19 protein-coding genes are annotated in these 17693 nt (G+C 59.6%); 3 read left to right on the plus strand and 16 right to left on the minus strand.

Annotated features, from left to right (window positions below; translation table 11 throughout):
- Positions 1–53 precede the first annotated feature (53 nt).
- The 16 genes from K5880_RS22200 to K5880_RS22275 form a co-directional block, all read right to left on the minus strand.
- Complete coding sequence (locus K5880_RS22200) at positions 54–464, minus strand: dihydroneopterin aldolase (RefSeq protein WP_297657828.1); 411 nt, start codon at positions 462–464, stop codon at positions 54–56.
- Positions 461–1249: an SDR family oxidoreductase gene (locus K5880_RS22205; protein ID WP_297657831.1), complete on the minus strand. Its 789-nt coding sequence runs from the start codon at positions 1247–1249 to the stop codon at positions 461–463. Before K5880_RS22205 ends, K5880_RS22200 begins: the two co-directional genes overlap by 4 nt.
- 32 nt (positions 1250–1281) lie before the next feature.
- Complete coding sequence (locus K5880_RS22210) at positions 1282–2220, minus strand: NAD(P)/FAD-dependent oxidoreductase (RefSeq protein WP_297657834.1); 939 nt, start codon at positions 2218–2220, stop codon at positions 1282–1284.
- Positions 2217–2465 carry a hypothetical protein gene (locus K5880_RS22215; RefSeq protein ID WP_297657837.1) on the minus strand — a complete coding sequence of 83 codons (249 nt, stop codon included), beginning with the start codon at positions 2463–2465 and terminating at the stop codon, positions 2217–2219. The genes K5880_RS22210 and K5880_RS22215 overlap by 4 nt, the downstream gene beginning before the upstream one ends.
- Before the next feature lie 292 nt (positions 2466–2757).
- Positions 2758–3090, minus strand: coding sequence for a hypothetical protein (locus tag K5880_RS22220; protein ID WP_297657840.1), 333 nt, complete (start codon positions 3088–3090; stop codon positions 2758–2760).
- A gap of 129 nt (positions 3091–3219) precedes the next feature.
- Positions 3220–3558, minus strand: a complete 339-nt coding sequence (locus tag K5880_RS22225) for a hypothetical protein (RefSeq protein WP_297657843.1) — start codon at positions 3556–3558, stop codon at positions 3220–3222.
- Positions 3555–4184, minus strand: a complete 630-nt coding sequence (locus K5880_RS22230) for a hypothetical protein (RefSeq protein ID WP_297657846.1) — start codon at positions 4182–4184, stop codon at positions 3555–3557. The genes K5880_RS22225 and K5880_RS22230 overlap by 4 nt, the downstream gene beginning before the upstream one ends.
- A 284-nt stretch (positions 4185–4468) precedes the next feature.
- The gene (locus tag K5880_RS22235) at positions 4469–4933 is read right to left on the minus strand and encodes a hypothetical protein (RefSeq protein ID WP_297657849.1); all 465 of its coding nucleotides are present in this window, start codon (positions 4931–4933) and stop codon (positions 4469–4471) included.
- Positions 4934–5290: 357 nt separating this feature from the next.
- Positions 5291–5635 carry a hypothetical protein gene (locus K5880_RS22240; protein ID WP_297657852.1) on the minus strand — a complete coding sequence of 115 codons (345 nt, stop codon included), beginning with the start codon at positions 5633–5635 and terminating at the stop codon, positions 5291–5293.
- 107 nt (positions 5636–5742) lie between these two features.
- Positions 5743–5964 (minus strand): hypothetical protein, encoded by a 222-nt coding sequence (locus tag K5880_RS22245; RefSeq protein WP_297657855.1) that lies wholly within the window; start codon positions 5962–5964, stop codon positions 5743–5745.
- Positions 5965–6050: 86 nt separating this feature from the next.
- On the minus strand, positions 6051–6347 hold the full coding sequence (locus tag K5880_RS22250; RefSeq protein WP_297657858.1) for a hypothetical protein: 297 nt from the start codon (positions 6345–6347) through the stop codon (positions 6051–6053).
- A gap of 225 nt (positions 6348–6572) precedes the next feature.
- A complete protein-coding gene (locus K5880_RS22255; protein WP_297657861.1) occupies positions 6573–6992 on the minus strand; it encodes a polymer-forming cytoskeletal protein in 420 nt (139 codons plus the stop codon).
- 26 nt (positions 6993–7018) lie between these two features.
- Positions 7019–7546 carry a polymer-forming cytoskeletal protein gene (locus tag K5880_RS22260; protein WP_297657864.1) on the minus strand — a complete coding sequence of 176 codons (528 nt, stop codon included), beginning with the start codon at positions 7544–7546 and terminating at the stop codon, positions 7019–7021.
- A 12-nt stretch (positions 7547–7558) separates the two neighbouring features.
- Complete coding sequence (locus tag K5880_RS22265; protein ID WP_297657867.1) at positions 7559–9103, minus strand: DUF1173 family protein; 1545 nt, start codon at positions 9101–9103, stop codon at positions 7559–7561.
- A 127-nt stretch (positions 9104–9230) separates the two neighbouring features.
- Positions 9231–11003, minus strand: coding sequence for a hypothetical protein (locus K5880_RS22270; RefSeq protein ID WP_297657870.1), 1773 nt, complete (start codon positions 11001–11003; stop codon positions 9231–9233).
- A 458-nt stretch (positions 11004–11461) separates the two neighbouring features.
- A complete protein-coding gene (locus K5880_RS22275) occupies positions 11462–12712 on the minus strand; it encodes a hypothetical protein (RefSeq protein ID WP_297657873.1) in 1251 nt (416 codons plus the stop codon).
- 54 nt (positions 12713–12766) lie between these two features.
- Between K5880_RS22275 and K5880_RS22280 the strand changes: the two genes are divergently transcribed.
- The 3 genes from K5880_RS22280 (at position 12767) to K5880_RS22290 (ending at position 17618) form a co-directional block, all read left to right on the plus strand.
- Entirely contained in the window at positions 12767–14713 is a 1947-nt protein-coding gene (locus tag K5880_RS22280) for a hypothetical protein (RefSeq protein WP_297657876.1), read from the plus strand.
- 731 nt (positions 14714–15444) lie between these two features.
- Positions 15445–16983, plus strand: a complete 1539-nt coding sequence (locus K5880_RS22285; protein ID WP_297657879.1) for a hypothetical protein — start codon at positions 15445–15447, stop codon at positions 16981–16983.
- Positions 16947–17618 carry a hypothetical protein gene (locus tag K5880_RS22290; protein ID WP_297657882.1) on the plus strand — a complete coding sequence of 224 codons (672 nt, stop codon included), beginning with the start codon at positions 16947–16949 and terminating at the stop codon, positions 17616–17618. The genes K5880_RS22285 and K5880_RS22290 overlap by 37 nt, the downstream gene beginning before the upstream one ends.
- Positions 17619–17693 lie beyond the last annotated feature (75 nt).

The raw sequence follows: 17693 nt of genomic DNA on the forward strand, positions 1-17693 counted from the left end.
TCTGCATGCCGCCCGGCCGCGACAGCTACGGGTGAGCTTGCGTGCCTTTTGACCTATGTGGGCCCTAGTACGTGTTCCCTCACACGGAACACCTCCACGCCCACCTCGGCGCAGTCAGGGTACACGTCTGGCTTGCTCGTCTGCACTCGCACCGCACGCACGCCGTCGTTCGCGAGCAGCTTGCTGGCGATGTCATCGCACAGGGTTTCCTGCAGGCCGATGTGCCCGCGCGCGATCCGAGCAGCAACCACGTCGCGCACGAAGTCGTAGTCCACCACTTCGGTGATCTGGTCATGCTTCGGAGTGGAGGCCACCAGGGGGACGTACAGGTCGACATCGATCCAGATGCGCTGAGGTGCTGCTTTCTCGAAATCGTGAATTCCAATATCGACCAGCACCTCATGGCGGCGTAGAAAGAGGCGGCGGCAATCGCTCAGCTGAGGGTTGGGTAACACGTAGCTCATGCAGGCAATCTGCTTTGCAACAACTCATCGACGACGAACATGACATCGCGAGGCAGGGGCACCAGATGCTGGCCGTTGTCGACGTTGACGACGGTCCCGGTGATTCCTGTCGTTTCCGCCAGGAATCGGCATGTGCGCGCAACGTCTTGTGGATCGGTCACGCGGCGCAGCAGGTTCACGCGCCCGGCGCGCTCAAAATTCCCAGGCTCCTGAGGGCCGCTGAGGTACATCAACCCTGGCGACACGCCGCAGACGCGCACCGCGGGCGCCAGCGCCTGAGCCTGCAGGGCAACCGAGCGCTCCAGAGCCAGCTTGGACACCGTGTAGGAGAAGTAGTCCGGATTGAGGTTGTGCACCTTCTGGTCCAGCACGTGCAGAACGCAGGAGTCTGGGAGCGGGTTTTCCCGCCGGTGCCGCGCGAGTTCGCGCCCCAGCAACAGGGGAGCGATGAGGTTGACCTCTAGCTGGGCGCGCGCCAAGTCGGGATCGAAGTCAACGCCACTATCGGGCTCAAAGCTCGAAGCGTTGTTGACGATGGCACGTAGTGGCCCTGCCTGCGCTTCGATCCGAGAGACCATGGCAACGACCTGTGCCTGGTTGCTGAGGTCGGCCTGGACAGTTTCTACGTCGAACTCCTTGCCATTGAGTTCTTCGGCCAGCGCATTCGCAGCTGCGCCCGACTTGCCGTGGTGACACCACACCTGCCAGCCAGCCTCTGCGAAACACCTCACCAACTGAGCACCCAAGCGATGGGCACCTCCGGTCACAAGCACTCTCGGTTTCACTGGGTTTCCCGCATTCGAGCCATACCTGGGTTTCAGGTCGCAGCCATTGCGGCAACTCGCCCCAGGCGTTTGACTGCACCAAGAAACTGGGAGGCTTTGCTGGCTTCCATGCGCCGCTGGATGGCCTTGGCCGCCACCACGCCGTCAGCCATCGAGGTGACGCAGCAAGGGTGAGCGCGCTGGGCAATCTCGCCAATGGCGTACACACGATCGATGCTGGTCATGCAATCCTTATCGGTGAACACGAAGCCGTCAGAACGCATGAGTGGCTCCAGACCCATCAGCGCAGACTTGTGCGCCTCATAGCCGTAGAGCACCACGACCACATCGTAGTGCTCGCCATTGACCAGATTGCGGTCCGCATCGGTGGTGTACGAACCAACGTGGATGTCGTCAGGGCTTGCACCTTCCAGCATCTCGGCGCGCGCGCGGAGGCTTCTTGCGTAGACATGCACCAGCGACGCCCCGCGATTCTTGATGAAGCGGTAGTTCTCAAGCGCACTGTCTCCACCGCCGAGAATGGCAACCCTTTGCCCCGTGAAGTCCGAACTGGCGACGGCAGGGCCAGGCCCCACCAAGAGTCCGATGCGGGCGGCAAAGCCCGCGCCTTTGGGTTTCACACCGCCCGCCAGAACGAGGAATGATGCCTTGATCACCTCGTCGGCATCTGTCCTGATGGTGATGCCGTCATGGTTGAGTGTGGCTTCTGCGGCCGTGGTCGACATCCGGGTCTGCACTTCGTGGCGTTCAATGTTCGCCTGCAGCGCTGCAGCAACGTCTTTGCCGTGGGCGTTGGCCGATGTCGCGATCCAAGTGTTGGTATATGCGTTGAGCAGCTGCAACCCCCCGCAAATCTCGTTCTTCTCTATCAGAACCGGGTTGAAGCCGAGCTGTTTGAGCCAAATGGCACATGACACGCCCGCGGGTCCGCCGCCGACAATGGCGACATCAAACTTTGCCGGCTTGGTCACTTCGTGCCCTCGCTGGGCTGGCCGGAAGCATCGGCGGGACTGGGCGCGATCCAGACACGATTCCAACGGCCCGCGCCATACACCTCGATGGGCTTGCCGCAAGTCTTCAGCACCAGAAATCCGTCGCAGACGTCTGCACTCGTGGCCTTGCGATGTTCGGACGCTTTACCAAGCGCGTCTTCGACATGGATATAGGCGCCCTGGGCTTCAACTTGCAGTGCGATGTTGTTCGGTCTTTCACTCATTTCGGCTCTCAATTCCTGATCTGTCTGCCCGGCTTGCGCTCACCTGCGCCAACGCCGCTGACCATGTGCACATGGGATTGTTTTCCCTGGCGCACTAAGTGGCGGGGTGATCTATGAGGTGGTTTCTCCGTGTTGGATGTGGATGCACGTTTTGAGGCGGCGCGGAGTGAGTGCTTTTGCGTAAATCAACCTGTTTCTGCGCCATTCTTTCGTGCGAGGCACCAAGAAAAAGGCCCGCCGCTGACCAAAGTCAGCGTGCGGGCATTGAGTGTTGTGCGACAGGTCGGGCTGCTCAGGCGTGGCGCCAGCCGCGATAGGGGTTGAAGACCCACTGCTTGGGAAGATCCTTGTAGGCCACGTGCAGGACCGCGTCGGGCATTTCTGCGCTCAGCATCGCCTCAAAGGTGACTCGGTTGAGCGCGATGCCAGCCCGCTGAGCCACGTGCGCGTAGGTCGTGTAGAACAGATCCTCGCAGCGAGCGAAGTAGTCGAGTGGCGCCGGCATGGCCATCTCTCGGGCCATGATCGACTCGGATCGGTACAGCACGGCAGCATTGCGCAGCACTTGCACCAAGGAGATGAGCGCGCCACTGGCTGGCACATCGTCTTCGTGTTTGGGGTTCATCGTTGGTTTCCGGTCTCTGGGAGAGGCTGGTTGGAAAGGCAGCGCCTCAGTTGGAAAGGGCGGGCCTGTGAGGAGCCGGCCCGTTGATGGTTGGCGCTTCTGAGCGCTCCGAGACGGCGGCTGCCGTGCTCAGTAGTTGAAGGTCATGCTGGTTCGCACCGCAAAGTCGCGATTGCCAAGAGCGCGCACCTGCACGTTGCGATAGGCGCAGCCGCAGCAGTCGTGCTCATGGCGGCAGCGCGAGCCACCAAGCGTGTCCACCAGTGCTTGCTTGACCATCGCGCGGCTCAGGCCGGGCGCGACGCGCGCGCGCTGAATGAACACCGGACCGCGGTCATACCCGTTGCCAGGCTCGATCACGCGAGGCTTGGTCAGCTTCATCAGGCCCAGGTAGCGATTGGCATCCAGATGGGTCCAGCCCGACGCATAGCGCCAGCTGGTGCGAAGGGGCAGGCCTGCCTTGATCATGCTCGGCCCTCGCCCTCTTCGCTGTCCACGAGATCGGTCTTGGAGCGCTCGATCTGGTCGACAGCGTATTCCATGGCTGTGCGAAGTACATCTCTGCGGCGTTGCGATGCCGAGAAGTACAAGCCCGCAAAGTCGCCGGTGGCGACCTGCAGGTGCTCCTGCAGCGGTGCGCACATGGCGTCCAACGCTGCCTCAGCAGCGGCTTGCGCCGCCTCGTTCAGTTCCTTCAGTGCGAGGACGTCTTCGAGGCTGATCCCGTAGCTCTGCGGCTCCACCTGGAAGTGACTACAGGAGCTCAGGTTCGCATCGACGATTGCAACGCCTGAGGCCGGATCGACAAAGCCGATCACGGGCTCGCCATCCGGGGTGTCGCAGACGGTCAGCGTCTTGGGTATCAGGTAGATCCGCGCGGGCTTTACGGTGAGCACCCTGTCCGCTGGGTAGCCGACATGGTCGATGCCTTCGTAGCCGATGACTACCGTCGTGGGCGTCTCGCGCTCGATGTGCGCAACAACGGCGTACTCGCTTCTTGCAATAGGGCTGCCCACTAGGTATGGGCAACTCTGTAGGTCGACGAGCTCGCCGACCATGATGTCGCACGCTGCCTTCTTGAAAACTTTGGTCATGAGGTCTTCTGTTGAATGGCCCCGTGATGCAAGCATCCCAAGCGGGATGGATGCATCCCGGAGGGGTAGATGAGGGTCGGTACTGGACCGACGTACTGGCATGTGCCAAGACCTCTTGAAGATAGCCAGGAGAGGGTCTGTCGGCAATCGATGCGGTCCAGTTGGGCAAGAAAAAGGCCGCTTCCCGGAGGACGCGGCCTGAAGATCATGGACTTGCAGTCAGTCGAAGACTACGGATGGAATTGACTTGGTTCGGCGATGTGACGCCCAACGACTCGGCGCAGTCAGAACCAGCACCAGAAGCCTGCCCCGATTGGGTAGACAGTGATGGTTCGTCCGTCGACCGAGATTTGCTCGGATCGGAACTCGCATTCACCGTCCTCATCACCAATGAAGAAGGCATCCAGGTGCTCGTCGTAGCGCAGATCGGGCATGTGTTCGCAAAGCTGCAGGCCGACATCGAGCTCGAACTGCGGCATCCGCCAGCTGTTCCAGTGAGTACCGTTGTAGAAGCACGGGAAGATCGTGCCATCAGGCAGCCAGTCACCGGTCGCGATGCCTGGTGCGTACGGGGGCAGCTCAGTCTGGGTGAATTGGTCGTCGAACTCGGAGACACTGAGCATGCGCACGATGCCTCCACCCTGTGCGGTGAAGCGGACGTGTTCGGCGGTGCGTTCGATGACGGTGAAGAGAGCCCCGTTGGCCAGCTTGTAGAGCGTGTGCGCGGGAGCGTTGTTGATTTCGGTCATGGTACGTTCCAAAAGATCGGGCCATGCCTCCCCAACCGGAAGGTGGCCCAGTTGTGGGAAGAGGAAGGCATGGTGGACCCATGCGACTGCGGTGTGCAGTGGTGACGCGATTGTCTGGAGCGTGTGCGGCTTCGTCCAACGAATCGGTCTAGCAAGAAAAAAAGCCGCGGCCCGGAGGCGGCGGCTTTGGCAATGGCCTAGATCCGCTTTGCTTGTCGACTTGCGAGCCGCGGGCGCAGTGCGCTCCGCTAGATTGCTCAGTTGGTGGCTTTGCGGGCGCGGGACGCCTTCGGTGCTGGCTTGTGGCTAGGGCAGCGCGGTCGAGCTTCTTTTTCGGGTCGATGTTCGCTGCCACGTTCAGCGTACAAGCTTCAGGCCCGGCGCGTTCTGGGGTGGCTTGCCTTCGAAATCCTGCAGTTGTTCATCGGTGGGCCACTCGCCGTGCACCTTGACATAGGCCAGCCGGCGTTGGTCGGCTGGGAAGTTGAGTTGCCCATCGGGGCCGAACTTGATGTCTTCGCAGGCCATAGCGTGCATCCAGCCCACACCATCAGTGTTCTCAGCCTGGTGGTGAGCAGCGCCCAACTCGCACATGGCGTCGAACTCACGCGGCGTGCGCGGCTGCCATGGCGCTCGGGTGATGCGCTGAAACTGCAGCCATTCGACCTGGCTCATGCTGAGCGCCCCTTCGGACACGATCATGTCAATCTCCTGTTGCTCGGGATGGCAGGGAGGCTTCCTCCCGACCCTGCGGTCATCCTATAGCGGCTTTGGCTACATTCAAGGCGCTGCTTTGTGGTGACGTGCTTTCACCAAAGGTGGCGCAAGTGCTCAACGAGCTGGTAGTTCAGGTAGAGGACGCCCAGTACTACGACGATCTCTACCCACTCTGGCAGCTGATCCGTCCAGGTCCTGATGCCCGGTCTACCCATCAGCCATGGCACCGCGAAAATGGGCCAGGTCAGGGGGATCAGCAGCAACATCAGGAGCATGAATATGTCGTAGTTTGGGGGGCGGTAGCGCTTGACCATCAGCTCATGGTATCGCCGCGCCATGCCAAACTGCCTCCCACAAAAGCAAAAGGCCACCCGAGGGTGGCCTTTTGCATTCGTGCGTCTCAGTGGACGACCTTCTTGCTGAACAGCGCGGCAACTTGGCGGCGCTGACCGTACAGGAAGACTTCGAGCTTCTCACGCACCCAGCCCGGCAGGGAGGGAGCATCGAGCGCTTGGACCAGCACCATGCGGTGGCCTTTGTCCATCACGGCGTCGAACAGGGCTTGCACTGCGTCCTCACCACCGTGTTGGATGGCGAGGTCGATGGCGCGACCCGGTTTTTCGGCCAGGGACTTCACGATGAAGTCCATGTGGTCAAGGGCGGAAGCGTAGTCCGTGTCGTATGCGGCGTTCATCATGTCTCAATCTCCATTAAAGGGAAAGAAGACAGGTTCCACATACGTCCCAGATGGGAACCGTGGTTCCCGTCCGGGTGGGTGAATGCCGGCGCTGGGCCGACGAATTGGAGCTAACTCCAAAGGTGAGAGGATTTGAACAGGCCCGCCTGGTTCTGTCAGGCGTGCGTGTCCAGTTTTGCCGCGCGCATGTGCAACAGTGTGTTTCTGCTTCTGCGCGAGGACTGCTTATTCCTGCTCGGGGCCGTCGATGCTGCCGTTGATGCGCGCACCGCTGTGCACATCCAAGCGCCCTTCGTAGCACAGCTTGCCGCTCACGCGTGCGGTGGGGGCGAGCTCAAGTGCCTTGCGCGCCTGGATCTCGCCTTTGACGCGGCCCTGCACGAAGATGATGTCTGCCTGGAGCAGCTTGCAATCCAGGACGGCGTCGGGGCCGATGTGAATCGCGCCGCCCTTGGCGAGGACCAGTGTTCCTTTGAATTCGCCGTCAATGCGCAGGGCGAGGTCTTCGGCCGAGGACATCGCGCCGTCGAGGGTCGCTCCAAGGGGCACGACGTTGGTTGCGCCGGCGAAGGCGCTCGCCTCTATGGTGCGCATGTTGGCGATCACGGTTGCGGCGTTGGCGGTGATGGTGGGGTTGGTGGTCATCTGTTCTCTCCGTTGCTGCTCGCGCCTTAGGCGACCTTCTTCATGGTGGCTTCGACTTCTGCACCCTCAGCCATCGCCATACGGGCGTACTGGATGGTGCCGCTGCCGCGTGCGTGCTCGCCGAAGCTGACCACACCGCCGGCGGCGTTGATGGTGCCGTGTGCTTCGCCGTCGATTCGGATGCACTTGGACACGATCTCTCCGTTGACCTTGCCGCCGCGTGCGATGACGAGCTTGGACTGGCCGGTCAGTTCGATCTTTCCGTCAATGACGCCCTGCACCGCGAAGTCACATGGGAAGGTGGCATTGCCGGAGAACTCCAGGCCTGCGGGGAAGGTGCACGCCGGTACGACCTGCGCGGCGTCGCTGGCGTGTCCAGCGGGCATCGTGAGCGTGCTCACTGGGGCGGGTTCCTGCGCGACGGAAGCGCCGATGCCACCGAAGATCTCGGTGACATCCATGGCGGCGGTCTTCTGCAGGAAGCTCGGGACCGCGGCCAAGGCATCGTGTTCGTCAGCGGCCGAAGTGAGGGCGGGATCGATGGTCATGTCCATGGGACTCTCCTGTTAAGTTGCAAAACGCGGGCTGTGCCCAAACTGGAAATCACAATCGGCAGCCTCGCCGATGTCCTTGAGGATCTGCGCCGCTTCGGCGCTTGGTTGCTCATCAGTGGGCGGCAGGGGCGGCACACGGCGCTCCCTCCATGAACCCTGGGGCACCCAGTACCACGTGGGCACGCCTTTGTCGGCCAAGGCCTTTGCCATTGCCTGGCGCGCCTGCAGGTACTCTGGCGTCGCGCCACGGTCGAGCACATCCAGCGCGGCGCGCGCCACGGGTTTGCCATCGGGACCGATCACGTGGCGCACCAGCCAATCCGGCGCCGTCTTCTTCATCGGTGGCACATCGGCCAGCAATCGATCGAACGCGTGTCCTCTGTCGAGCAACGCATCAACGAGCATGACCGTGTTCGGGCTGTTGGCTGGAATGAAGCTGCGCGGGTGGACGTTCATGAGCCACGCCGCGCGCGCGTAGACGGCGCCGCGGGTGCCGCCCTCAACTAGGAAGAAGCCCATTACCTCGGGGTTGTTCTTGTTGTAGCCCTCGACATTGAGCTTCGTCGCGCTGGCGCGTTGTGCGCGATCAAGGTTGTCGTTGGCTTGCAGCTGGCGCAGCGGCGCACGACAGGCGATATGCAGAAACTCCATAGCGGCATCTGAGACGCCGATCGGGTTGCGCAAGTGGCGCAGGTGCATGACCGGGGGCCGGTTTGGCGGAACGCTCAGGCTCCTGACAGGAGCGATCAACATGCGCAGGCCCGGGGCCCCCGCGCCGCGGCGCTGAAGGCTACCTGTGAAGCCTGCCCACTCGGCGTTGATCTGCTCTTGTGCGCTTTCGCGGTACGGGCGAGGGACGAACATGAATTCGTCGAGTGGCGCGTCATTGACCAGCAGCGTCTTGGCCACTTGCTGCAGTTGGTAGCGAGCACGACCCCAGTCACGACGCCATGCGGGGTGCCAGCGGCAGAGCTCGGCCTCTTCCCACAGGCCCATTGCGAGCTTTTGCAGGTTCAGGGGGCGATGCTTGGTGTCTTCAAAGGCGCGCTGGCCGGGCACGCTCAGGCTGATACTGCGCCGCGCTGCCTGAGCCGTCTCGGTGCTTGGCGCATCTTGTGTCGTCGGCTGGCGTGCGGGCGATATAGGAGCAGCCTGGGCTTTCGGCTGGCCCATCAGCGCACGGTATGGGCGGTGCTCGGGCTGAGTGACCAGGGCGTGCGGAGTATTCGCGTTCTGGTCGGCCGGCCGGCGCGCTTGGGTAACGTCGTTGCTCGTGCCCAGCAGCTCATCGCGGAAGAATGCGCACTCGCTGTCGTGCATCGGCCCTTCGTTGGGCCAGACCGCCAGGTGGTACGTCGCTTCGCGCAAGCGCACCTGAAGCTTTAGTGGCTGCCGGCGGCAAAGGCACAGTGCGTGGCCGAACTTCTGACGGGCTGCATCCAGGGCTTGCTGCACTTCAGCGGCGCTGGCCGGGCTGTTCAATTCGCCTTGGGCGAACACCCGCCCACCGATCATGAGCCGGATGGCCTGGGGGATGGAACTGGGGTTCTTGGACATAGTGTGTGGCTCCGGCCACGGCGGTCTTTGTCAGAACCCAAATTGTTCGGCCTTGAGTTCAGTTCTCAGGCTGGGTCTACGGCCCTAAACCACGCCGTAGACCGGGCGTACCCAGGTTTTTGCGCAACTATTGCCGGGAAAGGCCCAGATCGAAAACCGAGGTCACGTGCCCGCGAGTGCTGGTGATGGCGCGGATGCTCTTCTTGACGACGTCGGGTTCCGCGCTGGCAAGCCCTTCGACCCAGACTGGGCCGTGCGCTTTGCCTTCGTCCTCTTCTTCGCTGAGGGTGCGGTGCGCAATGAGAACGCTGCTAGATCCGGCAAGCTTGGCGCGGGCTGTCCAGGCGCGGCGCATCCACACCATACCGGTCCATGTGATGCTGATCATGCTGTTGCGCCCGATCAGGTCTTCGCCGTCCTCGACGACCTCGCCCTCTTCGTCGGGGAAGTTCACGATGCTCAGCAGCTTGTATTGCTCCATGCCGCGCAGCATGCGACGCAATGTGCGCTTGCGGCTGGTGAGGCTCTCGGGGCCGCTGATGCGGTTGGCCAGGTCAATGAAGGTACTCACGCCCTGGTTCAGGTAGATCCACGACAGCAACGTGGTGCGCTCGCAGCGCTCCGCGGTTTCAGGCAACTGCTCCACCATTTCGTGCAGTTTGGGCTCGAGGGCCTCCCAGTGGGGGTGGTGGAGAAAGTCGTCGAGGTCCATGCCGTCCAGGTCCAGGGCTGGGTCTGCGGGAGTTGACGCGGCGTTGGTGTCTTCGAAACTTAGTTTCCCATCTGACGATGCCGCGCTGAGCGGGGGTTGCGGGGATGCCTTGGGGGACGCTTTTGAGGCAGCCTTCGCAGTGGTCTTGTCCGCCTGCGCCGGCTTGTCCGAACGCCTGTTGGATGTCGGCGCTTTCGGGTCCTTCGGGGTAGAAGGGGCGGTAGGGGCGACTTCCGCCTTGGCCGTTCTCGGCGCCTTGTCCTTGGTCACTTGAGCGGGTGCCCGCGGCTTCTTGCTGCCTTGCGCAGCGGCGCTCTCCGCAGGCGCGCTTTCCTTGCGCTGCTGCTCGACGCCCTGGTCCTGCTCAGGCGCCGGCTCTGCCGCCGGCGCGCGCTTCTTTTCGATGCCGTTGAGGACCGCTTCGATCTGGCCCCTCAAGTCGCTGGAGAGCCTTGCGAACATTGGGTTTGAGTGAATCTGCTTGACCAAGTCGTACAGGCGCACGCCCTGCTTGGTGGTCACCTTCGGGGCCTTGTCTTCGAGAAAGCGGGCGGTCAGGCGGCTTCGACCTGTCGCACTGGCTTTGGCCATGCCTTCGGTGAGCTTTTGCACCACGGCGTCACCATGCTGCGCTATCGCATCCCTGGCTGCGGTCGCCGAGAGCTTTCCTTGCGTGATCAGGTTGCGCACCATGGGTGGGGCGCTTAGCAGCGTGCGCAGCTCACGCACGTAGAGCGCGCTCATGCCCAGGCGGCGGGCAATCTCGTTGTCATCCCACCCAAACGAAGCGAGACGCTTGCAGACCACTGCCTTTTCCAGCGGCTCCAGGGGTTTGCCGGTTGCTGAGCTCACCAGACCGACCGTGATGTCCTCGACGGACATGGAGCGGTCGCTGACCACCATCGGCACCTGTGCGATCTCGGCGCCCTCGCTGATTGCGATCTTCAACGCGTTCAGGCGGCAGTGTCCATCGGTGAGGTAGATGACGCTGTCGGCGCCCGAGCGAGCCACATAGCCTGAGAGCGGATGCTCAGGCTTGAAGCCGTCGAGCTTCATGCTGTCGGCCAGCCAGCGCACGTGAGCCTGCAGGGCCTCGCCGTCGAAACGAACGTTGAAGCCAGGGATGACTCGGATCTGCTCCACTGGCACGTACCAGAGGTCGCGTGCAGTTGCGCCTGCCACCTTCATGGCACCTTTGACCGACCCGCTGACCAAGACGAGGTCAGGGCTCTTGGCGAGCGCCTGTGCGTGGTCGAGAGGCGATATCTGCGGGGTTGGATTGAGTGCCGACATTTGAGATTCCGAGGCAAAACCGCTGGTCCCCTTGGGGCCGAAGCCTTAGCTTCTGGCGGCATGCGTGAATTTTTGGGGCGAAACCGCTGGTACGGGCCGAAGGCTACGGTGGCATTTGTGCTTGTTGAGTGCCACAGCACCACTTTCCTGCATACGTTCGAACTACTGCCGTGCGCCAGGACGGTAGCCTCCGCTGTGCCGCAGGCCGCCGCGAGAACTTCGTTTCGGGCCGGACGATCCGGGGGGGTGAAACTAGGTTTTCAGGTGTGTCGCTATGCACTGCGAACCCACTGTCCGGGGCCCAAAAAAGAAGCCCCACCGTTGACCGGCGGGGCTATCAAAGGATTGCAGCCTCAGGCTGCGAGCAATTCCAGTTGCTCTGTGTTGAGAGTGGCGCAGCGCTGGCGCAACTCGTTGACATCGCGCTGGCCATGCAGGTTGTTGGCCTGCCTCCAGCGCGTGCGACGCAAGATGCCATCGGTTTGGTTGGAGCGTCCCTTTGCAATCTGCAAGGTGCCGTAGCAGAGGTAGGTCAGATACCCCGCCGCCCAGTCCGGGTGGTTCTCGCGACATTCCTCCTCGACCTTCTCGCGGCCGAAGAACTCGATGAAGTCCATAGCCCCCTCCTCGTCGACTTCCATGCCTTCTTCCCCCTCGTCATCGATGACGAGGTTGCCGTTGGCCAGCGTCTTGAGGTTCAGGCCGCAGGCCTCACCGTGGAGTTCTCGACTCACATCGCGCAATCCGCTCAAGCTGTTGGGCCCGGTGACCTCCTCCCACTGCTTGCCGACAAAGAGCTTGCCGATCTTGGGGGTGGGTGTCTTCGGAAATCGCCCTTGCTCAGGAGGGTAGTAGCGCGCGCCGTCCTCGATCTCGAAGAAGATCTTCAAGGCCGTAAACGGCGGATGCATGCCGTAGAGGGACCAGCGCGCGTCGATGCCGACAAGGTGCTGGTAGTTGACGATCTCAACGCCAGATTCGATCTGGGCGGTGAGCGTGTAGCGCAGCAACTCGATCAACATCTGCGGCGAGTAAGTGTCCGCACCAATGGCAATGAAGCCTTCGGCGTCCACCGTGCGCCCCACAAACTGGCGTCTGCCCCAGTCGTACTGCGTGTTGCTGATGAAGTTGCGCAGTGCGGCCAACGGCTTGAGGTAGCTGTAGCGTTCCTGGTCTGATTGGATCAGGTTGTCCATCGAGTGATCGGTGGCCACGCGCGAACACGCCCAGCAGCCAAAGCGCGCGCCGCACGCCGACTTGCTGTTGGCCGACTGCATGTCGGCGACTACGACACAGGAATTTCCCCCCGCTGCCGCGTAGATGCGCATCACGTCGGAAAAGTCCGAGTAGCTCTCCTCGACGCCTGCTGCGCAGTAGCCGAGGTACTCCCAAACGTCATCGACGCTGAAGTCGAGGATGGGCGATGCGCGCAGCTTGCCCGCATCGTTCTCCCACACGCCTTCGGCGACCTCACCTCGCTTCTTGATGCGCTGATCGCGCGCAATCGATTCGTCCTGGCGCACACCCGTCATCACAACGACGCCGTTCACTTCGGCGCGCTGGGACAGGTCCTTGTAGGCCTGGTCGATCAGTCGTGTGTTCACGGACACCTTCCAATCGATGCGCGATGTACTCTTGACTAGCGTGAAGAGTAAGGTATGAAAGCGCTACTTGCTGTCTACGCTATGGCCAAAAACCGAACGAGTGTGCAACCTGATACGTCTCCAGTAGGGGCGACGGGGAAGCTTGCGATCGCCGCGGTCACAAAGCGCTACCAATCGCTGTACTACTACGACGTCGTTTTTGACGCGAGTGCCTTGGGCGTCGGTCGATCTTCTTGGGTGTGGCTATTGCTTGAGGATTTGACCGCTGAGGCTGCGCTGGTGCGGGTGCATGGTGAGTCGCTGCTGCCGATGCGAACAGTGCTTGAATCGCTAGCGCAGGATCCGGTCGCCCACAAGATACTGGCTCAGACACCGCAGCAGACGGACGCCGGGGACATCCGACGCCTATTCGGGCGTGCCGAGGAGCTAGCAAAAGCGAAGGACACGGCAACGCGTGGCCGCGGTAGGTCTGCTCTTCGGTCCTTTATTTTTTCCCGATCGCACACGCTTCCATTTTCGGAGGAAATCGACCCTCACCGAGTTCGATTCAAGCCGAAGATCCCGTTCCCTCGTGGAACTCCACGGGCACTCATTAGTGACCTTAGTGACATTTCAAATCCCGATGCAAGCGCGCCAATCGGCGCCCTCTCTGCAAGTTCTGCTCGTGAACTTGTCGACGCAGTGAAGGCGCGCACACAGTACGACCTGCTTAGAGTACGAGAGGCGTGTATTGCAGAGATGACTACTGCAGCATCGCTCAGAGAACGAGCAATTTTGCTACGCCGACGGCCGTTACGCAGCGATGTGAAGGTTCTCATGCAAGAGAGCATTCTCGCCAACCAAAAAAACGCAACCTATTCATTGAAAAAAAAAGATGTTTCCACTGAAGAATTGTTGATAGGTGTCCTCAAGGTGATTCACGAAGGCAAGGTGGCAACAATAGGGTCACTGTGTGAAAGTTATAGCGTTCCGTTCGCTGCCGCTTTGAAGGAGCACTTCTTTCGCGACACTTCAGCGCAGTTCAGGTCTAGAAAAATTTTTGAAATCGAGTATCGAGCATGTGTTGAGGAACTGTTTGCTGCCTTTCATTTGATACATACACATGTCGGATGGAATTGGTCATCGATCATGTCGTTGCAAGCGGACCAGATTGACTTAAGCGCTCCTGGCGCAGTCGTGATTCAGAGCTTCAAGTCCAAAACAGACGATGACACACCCGCTGTATCAATAGACCTCGCCGAGCCAGGCGTGAAAATGGCTGTCGACCTCCTTCTGTGGAATCGGAGGAAGCTCGTGGAATGCGGTTTCCTTGACCCTACAAGCATGGTGCTTTGGTCAACACGCCCAAGTAGTACGGCGCAGGAACCAGGCTTTTTCCATCCTACTTCGCGACTCCAGGACTTCAAGGCACGACACGGCCTTCCCAACTACTCTTTCGATCAGGTCAGGACTCAGGTTCTCTTCAACATCAGCTTGACGAAAGGTGGTATCGAATCCGCGCGACTGCATGGTGGCCACCGCCACTACGGGACGACGGAGCGCTACGTCGGCAACATAGTCCAAGAGAGAATTTCTTCAGCGCTAAATCTTGAGTTCTCAAAGCGGCTTGAGAGGGAAATTTGCTATCTCTTTGATGGCGGTGCGCGAGATTCTGCACGGATTTCTTTGCTTCGCCCTCTCGGAGATGGCGCTTCCTGCATCAATCCAAGTAGGCCACCGCCTGAGCGAGCAAACGCTACGGGGGGCTGCGACGCAGAGGCCTGTCACACCGACGGCGGATGTCCAAATCGCCGCATTTTTATCGATGACGCACGCGTGGAAGAAGTACTGCGGCTCGACATCTACTATCGGGACCACTGGCAGAGACTCTGGCAGGACAACCCAGAGCGATTCGTCAAGCACGTACTCCCAAACCTCGCGTTCAACGCTGCGTTGTTGCTTACCCTGCAGCGCGGTGCTTACGGAGCACGGGTTAGAAAAATCAAGGCTCAAATGAAATGAGTCAACCATCTAGTAAATATCGCAGGCAAAGCGAGGAAAGCACATCAAAGATTGACTGTGTGAGGTTTGCACTTTCTTTGTGCGAGTCCGGTAGGCTCGAATATCTTTCATCCACGTCCTGTCGACTTCGAATGGCTTTTACGGCGCCAGGCGACAAGGAGTGGTGGGTCCTTGACCTAGCTGAGTATTGGCTACCAGCAACCGATTTAATGCCCAAATGTCTACTATCAGATGACGCCAAACTTGCCGTTGCAACAATATTGGCAGTTGATGCCTATCTCTGTGGTGCTGCGAGCACAAAGGGGACGCACCGAACGATAGCAACGATTGCCAGCTCCATCGCCAAATATTGGGAGTGGGGGCGATTGAACGGGCTTTACTGTCCAGAGGACTGGACTTCGGCGCATTTTCGCCTTTTAGAGAGAGACCTTGGAAAGGGTAGATGGTCGCTCGCTCTTCGCGCAAGGGCGCGAGTCAAGGCTCTTCTCGATACTCGCCCTAACCCCTGCTACATCGGGCGAACCGACCCTCGGATCTCAATTCGAGGGGAGATACGTGGGCTCATGGGTACCAACCTGAGCACGTTGGAACTGGGGTGCGCAAGGCGAAGCGTGCACCAATATGTGCAACCTGAACGCCCTCCCCAAGGGTGGGCAACTAGCTCTGAACCTTCGCAACCCACTGTGACTTGGCTTTTGCAAGCTCTTTGGGCCGCGAATCTGGTTGTTCGTGTGCCTAAGCCTTTCGCGTTCAGCGTTACCCCTTTTCCCGACCCCATATCACGTGCAAAAAGGTTAGCCAAACCGCATGCGCGGACACCAAATCTTTCAGTAGAGCAAGCGGTGGGACTGTTACTTCATGCGCGCAAGTACGTTTATGTCTACGCCGATGTTATTTGTCAGCTTGTACGCGAAGTGGGGGAGATCGGTTTAAAACTCACTTCGACTGGTCTCAGGCAAAAGCGGCACAACTTACTCGTTGCGCAACTCTGGCGCGAGTCAAAGATCCGAGAGCGGGCAGAAGTTGTACTCGGCGTTGAAATCTCCATGATGTCGAAAGGTGCCGGCTCAGAGACGAACGTCCCGAAATTGGTTGACATGCTTTTGAGCTCCGCAGTGATTCTAATCGCAGGACTGAATGCGCGGCGCAAAGACGAAATTATTCACAGAACAGTTGGACTTCGTCGTGACTCTTTCCAGATTGTCAACAGAAGTCTGCAAATCTATCAAGGCACCTTCTACATAGAGAAGACGTTGAAGTCTTACGCGCCATATTTCATAAATCAAACTACTTTCGATGCCTATACTGCTCTTCAAAAAATTGAAGAGGCGCAACTCGCTATGGAGTGTGCTATCACGCGCGAGGTTCGAAGCGAGGAGTCCTTGCGGCACTCGATGTTTTGGAGTAGAACATTTGCTCCAATCGCAATGAGAATTGCACCGAGAGTTTGGTTTGATTTTTCCTTTGATCGCAATGGGGCTGGCCGGGCATTCGCGCTAGAGGCTTTGGAGGATAGCGCGAAGCTTATCGGTGGGGGAGCCCATATTTTTCGTCGATTTTATGCAATTATCTATTTCTACCGATTCGAGCATGGAGGATTGCTTGCAATTCGTTATCAGTTGGCACACTGGAATTGCGAGACTACCCGTCAATATGTAACCGATTCGATGATCCAAGCAGCAGAGGCTCGCATCCCGGCGGAGCTGAGGAGGGCACCTGAGGCCGTAAGGGCCGCAATCAGCAGCGAGTGGAGTGCATTGGACGAGGAGTTAAAGAGAGTTGGCAGTGAGAAACTTTGCCATGCTATCGCTCAACTTTTGAACGGCCAGAGTTTCTCGGGTGGCTTTCCGAGGCTTGTGGAGCGCGTACATCGGCATTTGGTGAGAAATGTCGACTACTCTGCAATGGACATTGAGCGGAAGACTGAAAAGCTTCATCGAATGGTTGAAGCTCGCGGGCACGCATTTCGACCCCTTCCGCATGCTGACTGCGCGGCGGGTTCGTCTTCTGCTCGCGGGGCGAAATGTTCGCCGGTAAAAGGCAAGGGTCCATCGCACGAGAATGCCACTGCGCTTGTTTGCAGCGGTTGTGCATATAGCTGGACATCACAGGGACATATCGCAGGCCTTAAGGCGGACCTTGAGGTGTTGAATATCGATGTGGCTGACTCGCCACCCCACACACTCTTGTGGGAACGTCGTATGTTGACAAGAGACAATCTGCGGAAGGTCATATGGCTTCACGAACGACGACTAGCTCAAGCAAAGTAGGGTCCAGGCGCGAGTCTCGTCTAGGGCCTGGGCAGGCTCCGCCTGTAGGCCTTGAGAATGCAAGGCAGGCGCGCGAAAACATTGAGATAAAGATCCACCTTCTGGACGCTTGCATCACTGCTTTCAACGAAGGCGATGCCGCCGAACACAATGAATGGGACATTGGGTTAGGCGCTTTGCCGAGAAGTCAACGAGCCTTCAACTCTTGGCAATCTAGTGAGCTCTCTGACGTAGTGCAACAGAAGGGCAGGTCATTCACAAAGAATGGGAATGCCACTCTGCTAAAGAACAAAGATCTTTTCGATAGGTTGCGTGAATACCTTGATATTCTAAAAAAACTCGATGAAGCGAAGCCGAGCAAGAAAACGCAATCGTTGATCAGTCTGCAAAGGCGACTGTCGATAGAGAAGAATCTACGACATATCGCTGAGGTTGAGCTCGCGCGATCAAGGAGCCAGCTGTGGCTTGGGCACAAGGAGATTGAGCGGCTGCGCGCTGCGTTGAACAGCGCAGTAGCTAAGGCGAAGGAGGAAATTGGCGAGCTGAACATTCAACTTCAACAGTTGGTGGCGGAGCGTGCCGAACTAGCCGGTGCACTCAAGAAAGTGACCGGGATTAGGCGAGTGCAGAGATGAGCTTAGACGCCCGCCAAGTTGGGGTGACCTCGTTTCCGGTGCAGAAAGCCGGTTTAGCAGCTGAGGGTTAACCCG

Origin of the sequence: Hydrogenophaga sp., assembly GCF_025699295.1 — a bacterium.
Taxonomy (GTDB): domain Bacteria; phylum Pseudomonadota; class Gammaproteobacteria; order Burkholderiales; family Burkholderiaceae_C; genus Hydrogenophaga.